Origin of the sequence: Pluralibacter gergoviae ATCC 33028 = NBRC 105706, from assembly GCF_001598855.1 — a bacterium.
In the GTDB taxonomy this organism is placed as follows: domain Bacteria; phylum Pseudomonadota; class Gammaproteobacteria; order Enterobacterales; family Enterobacteriaceae; genus Pluralibacter; species Pluralibacter gergoviae.
Genome location: NZ_BCZS01000065.1, coordinates 1 through 8,473, shown reverse-complemented (window position 1 = coordinate 8,473; position 8,473 = coordinate 1). Strand labels below are relative to the sequence as shown.

The following is an 8,473-nucleotide window of genomic DNA, read 5'->3' as shown; positions in this document are numbered from 1 at the left end:
AGCCGCCGCTCCCTTAACAATCCCGGCTCCCGGCAACAAAAATCGCCGCTGCGCGGAACCTCAGATTATTGCTACTGGCTTTTCGGGTACGGCTCGACTCGGCATCCATGCCTCGTTTCGCCTCAGCCAGCATCCCTGCTGGCTGCCCCGGCCATCCGCAATAATCTGAGGCGATTTTAAGCCGGACCAGAACACCCTCAGAATACATAGCATCAGTGCAAAACCGCGATCATCAGTCGTAGGCCCGCGCAAGCGAAGCGCCGCCGGGCAGGGCCGCGACGGCCGGGAAGATGTTCACGATCCCCGATAGGTCGACCACCCCCACGGCGCAATCAAAAACGGCAGATGATAGTGGCTACCGCTGGCCGGCAGCGCAAAGTCTATCTGCGCCAGCGGGTAGAGCGTCTCGCGGCCGGTTGCGGCAAACCACGCCCCGATCTCCGCCGTCAGCCGGTAGCGGCCCGGCGGCAGCGGCGCATCGTACAGCGCGGGTACGCGGCCGTCGGCGTTGGTTTGGTGCTCGCTGAGCAGCCGCCAGCCGTCGGCGGACTGCTGCTCCAGCCGGAGAGCCACGCCGCCCGCCGGTTTGCCGAGCGCGGTGTCGAGAATATGGGTTGAAATATCGCTCATCAGGCAAAGGCTCCCCGTAAACGCAGCATGGTTATCTCCCGCAGCTGGCCGATGGCCTCCTGCTCCTCTTGCGCATCGTCATTCTCCAGCCGCCTGCGCAGCGCGGCCAGCATCTCCTCGCCGCTGCGGCCCTTCGCGCGGATCAGAAATACCCGCCCGAAGCGCGCTTCGTACTGCGCGTTGCCTTCGGCCAGCGCCTGCGTCAGGGCGGCGTCACGGGCGTTGACCGCCGACTGCTCCTGGCGCGACAGCGCCGACTCGGCGGAGCTGCCCTGCGCCCGTTCGCCGATGCGCGGATGGGCGCACAGCGCCTGGGCCAGCGCCTGTGCGTCCCAGCTTTCGCTCAGGCGCGCGGCTTCGGCCAGCAGCGCCTCCTCGCTGGCGTAGGGGCGCCCGGCCACCAGCGCCTGCTGCCACTGGGTAATTGCTACGCAGGGCGCCACCGTCTCCATTGCCTGCTCCGCCCCGGCGGCGTTAAAGCGCTGCAGGGGCGAGGCGGTGACGATCCGCTGCACCGCCAGGCTGAAGGCCCGCAGCGCCACCGCCACGTCGTCGGCGGTGACCGATTCGGCCGGATGGTGGCTGATGCCGCGCTCGCAGCGCACGAACAGCATGCCCACCGGCCAGCGTTCGGCGATCGCCATCGCGTCGTGCCCGGCGCCGCTCGGCAGCAGCAGCGCTCTGCCCTGCACCGCCCGGCAGGCGTCGCTGAGAGCCTGCTGCAGCTGCGGCGCGCAGGGCGTTGCCGGCGAGCTATAAAAGGTGTCGTGGCTGAAGCCCAGGCCGCGCCGGGCGGCAATCGCTTCCCCGGTGCGCAGCAGATCCGCCAGCAGGGCATCGCGGCTGGCGTCAGAGGGACTGCGGATGTCGAGGCTCAGGGTGACCGCGCCGGGAATGACGTTCACCGCCCCCGGCAGGCAGCCGAGGGTACCGACGGTCGCCACCAGGGTCGGATCGCGCTCGCGGGTCAGGGTCTCTACCGCCGTCATCCACTCGGCGGCCCCCGCCAGCGCGTCGCGGCGCAGGGCCATCGGCACCGTGCCCGCGTGGCCGGCTTCGCCGTCAAAGCGGCAGCTCAGGCGGCGGGCGCCGTTGATCGCCGTCACCACGCCGAGGGGCAGATTTTCCCCCTCCAGCACCGGGCCCTGTTCGATGTGCAGCTCAAGGTAGCCGCAAAAGTCTTCCGGCGCGCGGGCGGCGCCGGCGATGCGCTGCGGATCCAGCCCGGCGTTCACCATCGCCTGCGCCACGCTGACGCCCCGGGCGTCCTGCGTCTCCAGCCAGCCGTCAGGCCAGCTGCCGGTCAGGCCCCGGCTGCCGAGCAGTGTAATGCCGAAGCGGGTGCCCTCCTCGTCGCCGAAGCCGACGATTTCAATCGCCCGGTCGCCGCGCAGCCGGTGCTGGTGCATCCACGCCACCACTTCAATGGCGGTGAGCACCCCGAGCATGCCGTCAAAGCGCCCGGCGTTGCGCACCGTGTCGAGATGGGAGCCGAGCAGCAGCGCGGGCTCGCCTTCGGCGGCGCCCTCATAGCGGCCGCAGATGTTGCCCACCGCGTCCTGCCAGGTGGTCATTCCCGCCGCCTCCATCCACTGCGCCACCTGCGCGTTGGCCTGCAGGTGCTGGGGAGAAAGGTAGACGCGGGTCAGCTCGCCGGGCGTTTCGCTGATCCCGGCCAGGCTGTCGCTGCGCGCCATCACGCGCGCGGCGGCAAGGCGGGCTTCTTCCGGAGTCATCTGCATGGATCAGTCCTCGTAGGTGTCCCAGGCCGCCTGCATCGCCGCGCCCTGGGTGGTGGCGAAGCCGAGGCGGTTGAGCACCGCTTCCAGCGCCGTCAGGGTCTGGAGCACGCAATCTTTGCGGGCGTTGTAGCCCATGGTGCCGATACGCCAGATTTTGCCCGCCAGCGGGCCGAAGGAGGTGCCTATCTCAATGTTGAAGTCCTCCAGCAGCCGCCTGCGCACCTCTTCGCCCGGCACGCCCGCAGGAATCACTACGCCGAGCACGTTGTTCATCTTATTTGCGATGTCGCCGAACGCCTCCAGGCCCATGCCCTGAATACCGTTGAGCATCGCCCGGCCGTGGAGTTCGTGGCGGGCGATCAGATTATCCATCCCCTCTTCCAGCATGATGCGCGCGCACTCGCGGGCGGCAAACAGCATGCTGGTGGCCTCGGTGTGGTGGTTGAGCCGCTCCGGTCCCCAGTAGTCCATCACCATCCCGAGATCGAAATAGTTGGACCAGATCATCTCTTCGTCGCCGTCTTCGTGGGCGTCGGTGCGGATCCCCTGCTCCACGCACTTGCGGGCGCGAACGGCGGCGACCATCGCTTCACTGAGCGTCACCGGCGAGCTGCCCGACGGGCCGCCGAGGCATTTCTGCAGCCCGGCGGAGACCGCGTCCAGCCCCCAGGCGTCGGCGTCCAGCGCGTTGCCGCCGAGCGAGGCGGTGGCGTCTGTGTAAAACAGCGCGCCGTGGCGGCGACAAATCTCGCCGAGGTGCTCCAGCGGCTGCAGCATGGTGGTGGAGGTATCGCCCTGCACCGTCAGCAGCAGGCGCGGCTTAACGCGCTTAATCGCATCTTCGATCTGGTCGGCGCTGAACACCTCGCCCCAGGGAGCCTCAATGGTATGCACTTCCGCCCGACAGCGGCGGGCGATTTCGCACAGCAGGTGGCCGAAGCGGCCGAAGACCGGCACCAGCACCTTATCGCCGGGGCGAATAGCCGACACCAGGATAGCCTCGATACCGGCGCGGGAGGTGCCGTCCACCAGCATCGTCCAGCGGTTGCGGGTGCGGAACACGCCGCGATAGAGTTCCATTACCTCATTCATATAGCCGGTCATGACCGGATCGTACTGGCCGATGAGCTGGCTGGACATGGCGCGCAGCACGCGCGGATCGGCATTAATTGGCCCCGGCCCCATCAGCAGGCGGTGCGGCGGATTAATCTGGGACAACAGCGGAGTATCGGACATGCGGCTTCCTTTATCGGCAGGACGGATTTGAAACGATTGATTCTTTAATACCGCTTTTGCAACGATTGTGCCAGCCCGCTTTTTGATCTGCCGGGCTCGCCGCGGACCTCCGGGGCGCATTTCGCGGCCTAAAGTTTCACGGCGGAACCCCTTTACGGTGCATCAGCACTAAAAAGGTGCGCTCAGAGCTGCTCCAGCTCGTCTAGGCCCTGGTAAAGATCGGCAATCTGGTGGATACGCTGGCGGCCGCTGCGCAGGGTGCTGTGCAGCAGGGCGTTGGCCAGCAGATTGACGATGCTCATGGCGCTGCTGTAGCTGTCGAACGCCGAGACGCTGTCCAGCGGCGCGGCCAGGTGCCAGCGGCTCAGCGCCCGCACGCCCGAGGCCTGCGGCTCGCTAATCGCCAGCACCTGCGCCTGCTGGCGCTGCAGGGTTTCCAGCAGCGGACGCAGGATGCGCGGGCGGCGGCGGAAGGCCACCACGACCACCATATCGTCCGGGCCGAGATCCACCAGCTCCTCCGCCAGCGTCTGACCCGGCTGCGGCATCAGCCAGACGTTGCCCCGGCTCTGCATCAGCTGCTGGCGCAGGTGCAGCGCCACCGGCGCGCTGTTGCGCAGGCCGACGATAAACACCCGCCGTGCGCTACCCAGCGCCTCAATCACCTCGGTAAACAGCCCGCTGTCGAGGGCGTTGACCCACTGGGTCAGGTTGGCCATCTCCTGCTTATAGTGGCGCGCCAGCAGGGTGTTGCCCTGCACCGCGTCGCGATCGCCGGTCAGCGGCATGCCGCTCTGGCGCAGGGTGCGCAGTTCATCGCGCATATCGCGAAAGCGCTCGTAGCCGAGGTGGCGAAACAGGCGGCTGACCGTAGCCTTGGACACTCCGCTGAGCCGCGCCAGTTCGGCGCTGTTGTAGCTCACCAGGTCGTCAAAATGGTCCATAATAAAGGACGCAACCCGCTGTTCCTGCGGCGATAGTTCGTTATAGCTTGCCCGTAAACGCTCATCCAGCTGCTGCATGTTCTCTCCTTGCAACTTTTGTTTCATATAAGACTGCCTGCTGCCGCGCGTCCCGTCAATCTGGAACGGATCTTGCCTTATTGGCTTAACGCGCGGCAGCAACTCAATAACCAGGGAGCAAAAATCATGCACAGTAATATGGCACCGGGTGCGATGGCGGTCAGTCCTCACCACCTGGCCAGCGAATCGGCGCTCTCCGTGCTGCGGCACGGCGGGGACGCCATTGAAGCGATGGTCGCGGCTGCGGCCACGATCGCCGTCGTCTATCCGCACATGAACGGTATCGGCGGCGACGGCTTCTGGCTTATCGTGCCGCCCGAAGGGGAGCCGGTCGCCATCGACGCCAGCGGCGCGGCGGGCGCGCAGGCGACCCTTGAGTACTACGCGGAGCACAAGGCTATCCCGCACCGGGGTGCGCGGGCGGCGCTGACCGTCCCCGGCACCATCAGCGGCTGGGATGAAGCGCTGAAGATCTCCGCCGGCCTCGGCGGCGGCACTCTGCCGCTCTCCCGCCTGCTGGCCGACGCCATTCGCTACGCCGCCGACGGCATCCCGGTGACCCCCTCCCAGGCCAGCGCCACCCGCGATAAATATCACGAACTCTCCGGCGTGCCGGGCTTTGCCAACGCCTTTTTACAGCGCGGCGACATTCCCCAGGCCGGAAGCCGCTTCTGCCAGCCGCGCCTGGCACGAACCCTCAACCGCCTCACCCAGGAGGGGCTGGACAGCTTCTACCGCGGGCCGCTTGCGCAACTGCTGGGCGAAGAGTTTCAGGCCACCGGCTGCCCGCTTACCGCACAGGATCTGGCCGCCCACCGCGCCCGCCGCCGGGTACCGCTGAAGCTCAGCCACCGCCAGGGGGATATCTATAACATGACGCCGCCGACCCAGGGGCTGGTGTCGCTGGCGATCCTCGGCATTACCGACCGCATGGAGATGGCCGACGCCGATGAGGCGCTGACTATCCACCGCATCGTCGAAGCCACCAAGCAGGCGTTCTCCCTGCGCGACCGCTATATCACCGATCCGCGCCACGTCACGCTGCCGGTGCAGACGCTGCTCGATCGCGCGCCGCTGCAGGCGATGGCCGATGCCATCAGCGATGAGCGCGCCGCCCGCTGGGGCAGCGGCAAGGGGCCGGGCGATACGGTGTGGATGGGCGTTATCGACGGCAACGGGCTGGCGGTATCCTTTATTCAGAGCATCTATCACGAGTTCGGCAGCGGCGTGGTGCTGCCGGAGAGCGGCGTTCTGCTGCAGAACCGCGGCGCCGCCTTCAGCCTCGATTCAAATCATCTGCACGCCCTGGCGCCGGGCAAGCAGCCGTTCCACACCCTCAACCCGGCGGCGGCCCGCCTGAAGGACGGACGCACTATGGTCTACGGCACCATGGGCGGCGACGGTCAGCCGCAGACCCAGGCGGCGGTGTTTACCCGCCACGTGATCCAGGGTATGCCGCTGCAGGATGCGGTCAGCGCCCCGCGCTGGCTGCTGGGGCGCACCTGGGGGCAGGCGACCGACTCGCTCAAGCTGGAAGGCGGCTTTAGCGAAGCGACCTTTACCGCCCTGCGCGATAAGGGCCACGACGTTGAATGGCTGCCGCCGATGAGCGAAGTTATGGGGCACGCCGGGGCGATCGTCCGCCATCCGAACGGCATGCTTGAGGGGGCATTCGATCCGCGCAGCAACGGCAGCGCGGCGGGATTCTGAGGAGGCGCGATGAGTGAACAGACGATGGACTGGCCGGCCTATATCCGGCTGATGGAGCAGTTGCTGGCGGTACCGCTGGACGATCCGCGCCGGGCAGAGCTGGCGCTGCAGCTCGCGCGGATCGCCGCCATTGCCGATCCGCTGATGAAGTTCGAACTGCCGCACCGTCAGGAAGGTGCAGGAGTGTACCGGCTATGACGCTGAGCATCAGGGACATTCAGCTGGGGCTGCGCTATAAGCAGTTCAGCGCCGGGGAGCTTGCCCGCCGGACGCTGGCGCGCATCGCCCAGGACGATCCGCAGATCAACGCCTTCACCGAGGTGACCGAAGCGCGCATGCTGGCCGAGGCCGCGCGCGTTGACGCCCTGATCGCCGCCGGCGAGCGGCTGCCGCCGCTGGCCGGCGTGCCGTATGCGGTAAAAAACCTGTTCGATATCGAAGGCGTTACCACGCTGGCCGGGGCCGAGCTGTTCAGCAAGGCGCCGCCCGCCGCCGCCGATGCCTTCGCCGTGGGCCAGCTGAGCCAGGCGGGGGCAACGCTTGCCGGGGCGGTGAATATGGATGCCTACGCCTACGGCTTTACCACTGAGAACAGCCACTACGGCGCGACCCGCAATCCGCGCGATCTCGCCCGCATCGCGGGCGGCTCCTCCGGCGGCTCCGCCGCCGCGGTAGCCGCCCGGCTGGTCAACTTTGCGCTGGGGACCGACACCAACGGCTCGATCCGCGTGCCCTCATCCCTGTGCGGCGTGCTGGGACTGAAGCCGACCTTTGGCCGCCTGTCGCGCAGCGGCAGCCATCCGTTCGTCGCCAGCCTCGATCACATTGGCCCCCTGGCGCGCTTCGTGGACGATCTGGCCCGGGTATACGACGTGATGCAGGGCCGCGATCCGACGGATCGCTGGCAGCAGCAGCGCGATCCCTGCCCGGCGGCGGCAACCCTTGAGCAGGGCGCGCCCCTGCGCTGCGCCGCGCTGGGCGGCTGGTTTGATACCTGGAGCAGCGCGGAGGCCCGCGATGCGGTTGCGCGCGCAGGCCGGGCGCTCGGCGCCGACCGTCAGCTGGAGCTGCCGGAGGTGGCGCTGGCCCGCTCCGCCGCCTTCCTGCTGACCGCCGCCGAGGGCGGTAATCACTACCTGCCCGCCCTGCGCGCCGAGCCCGAGCGCTTTGAACCCAACTCCCGCGAGCGTCTGCTGGCGGGCTGCATGACGCCTGCGGCGTGGTATAACCAGGCCCAGCGCTTCCGGGCCTGGTTCCGGGACCGGGTTCTGCCGCTGTTTGACGATGTCGATCTGCTGATCGCGCCTGCCACGCCCTGCTGCGCGACGCCCATCGGCCAGGAAAGCATTCGCCTCAACGGAGCCGATCTGCCGACCAAAGCGAGCATGGGGATGCTGGCCCAGCCTATCTCTTTTCTCGGCCTACCTGTGGTGACGGTGCCGCTGAAAAGCCGCAGCGGTCTGCCGATAGGCGTCCAGCTCATCGGCGCCCCCTGGCAGGAGGCCCGCTGCCTGCAGGCGGCCTGGCGGCTTGAGCAGGCGGGCGTACTTTATCAACAGGAAAATATATGAACCGCGCCAACATCGATCGCCCGGCGATCCTCAATGAAGTAACGGCAGCGTTTTACCGCTATGAGCAGGCGCTGATTAGCAACGATATTGCCGTGCTGGACGAGCTATTCTGGGAGGATGCCCGCACGGTGCGCTACGGCGCGACGGAGAATCTTTACGGTATCAATGCGATCCGCGATTTTCGCAGCGCCCGCCCGTCGCAGGGGCTGGATCGGCTGCTGCGCAATACCACCATCACCACCTTCGGCGACGACATGGCGGTCGCCAGCACCGAGTTTACCCGCGAGAACAGCGAGAAAGTGGGCAGACAGATGCAGACGTGGGTGAAGTTTCCGTTTGGCTGGCGGATCGTGGCGGCGCACGTGAGCTTGATGGGGTAAGGCTGGGCGGGTAACGGCCCCCTCTACCCGGCGGCAGTCTCTTGGTCACATTTTGATTGAGAAGTGGCGTATGAGTGTTTAAAAAACAATATGTTATGAGTGGCGGAATCGTTCCGTTCACTATAGCGGCTCTGCTTCTCTGTCAGGCTTTCTGCGGTGAACGTGTTAAGGGCGCTCGCCGT

8 protein-coding genes and 1 pseudogene are annotated in these 8,473 nt (G+C 67.0%); 4 read left to right on the top strand and 5 right to left on the bottom strand.

The features are described from left to right. Nucleotides 1–294 precede the first annotated feature (294 nt). The 5 genes and pseudogenes from uraH to ENGE1_RS25830 all read right to left on the bottom strand — a co-directional run bounded on the left by uraH (nt 295) and on the right by ENGE1_RS25830 (nt 4,630). The gene (gene uraH, locus ENGE1_RS25845; RefSeq protein ID WP_043085836.1) at nt 295–630 is read right to left on the bottom strand and encodes a hydroxyisourate hydrolase; all 336 of its coding nucleotides are present in this window, start codon (nt 628–630) and stop codon (nt 295–297) included. Further along, a complete protein-coding gene (gene uraD, locus ENGE1_RS29375; RefSeq protein ID WP_225823547.1) occupies nt 630–1,145 on the bottom strand; it encodes a 2-oxo-4-hydroxy-4-carboxy-5-ureidoimidazoline decarboxylase in 516 nt (171 codons plus the stop codon). Before uraD ends, uraH begins: the two co-directional genes overlap by 1 nt. Next, nucleotides 1,134–2,372, bottom strand: a pseudogene (hpxK, locus tag ENGE1_RS25840) (allantoate amidohydrolase); the annotation flags it as partial. The pseudogene hpxK and the gene uraD, both read right to left, overlap by 12 nt. A gap of 3 nt (nt 2,373–2,375) precedes the next feature. After that, nucleotides 2,376–3,608 (bottom strand): pyridoxal-phosphate-dependent aminotransferase family protein, encoded by a 1,233-nt coding sequence (locus ENGE1_RS25835; protein WP_043085837.1) that lies wholly within the window; start codon nt 3,606–3,608, stop codon nt 2,376–2,378. A gap of 182 nt (nt 3,609–3,790) precedes the next feature. After that, nucleotides 3,791–4,630, bottom strand: a complete 840-nt coding sequence (locus ENGE1_RS25830; RefSeq protein ID WP_045290685.1) for a MurR/RpiR family transcriptional regulator — start codon at nt 4,628–4,630, stop codon at nt 3,791–3,793. Between the two features lie 123 nt (nt 4,631–4,753). On the opposite strand from ENGE1_RS25830, the gene ggt reads away from it, so the two are divergent. The 4 genes from ggt to hpxZ are packed head-to-tail and all read left to right on the top strand — an operon-like array spanning nt 4,754 to nt 8,291. Continuing rightward, nucleotides 4,754–6,340: a gamma-glutamyltransferase gene (gene ggt / locus ENGE1_RS25825; RefSeq protein ID WP_043086782.1), complete on the top strand. Its 1,587-nt coding sequence runs from the start codon at nt 4,754–4,756 to the stop codon at nt 6,338–6,340. A 9-nt stretch (nt 6,341–6,349) separates the two neighbouring features. Then, nucleotides 6,350–6,538, top strand: coding sequence for an oxalurate catabolism protein HpxX (gene hpxX / locus ENGE1_RS25820; RefSeq protein WP_043085840.1), 189 nt, complete (start codon nt 6,350–6,352; stop codon nt 6,536–6,538). After that, nucleotides 6,535–7,911: an AtzE family amidohydrolase gene (locus ENGE1_RS25815; RefSeq protein ID WP_048255337.1), complete on the top strand. Its 1,377-nt coding sequence runs from the start codon at nt 6,535–6,537 to the stop codon at nt 7,909–7,911. The genes hpxX and ENGE1_RS25815 overlap by 4 nt, the downstream gene beginning before the upstream one ends. Continuing rightward, nucleotides 7,908–8,291, top strand: coding sequence for an oxalurate catabolism protein HpxZ (gene hpxZ, locus ENGE1_RS25810; RefSeq protein ID WP_045290689.1), 384 nt, complete (start codon nt 7,908–7,910; stop codon nt 8,289–8,291). Before ENGE1_RS25815 ends, hpxZ begins: the two co-directional genes overlap by 4 nt. The last annotated feature ends 182 nt before the right edge of the window (nt 8,292–8,473 follow it).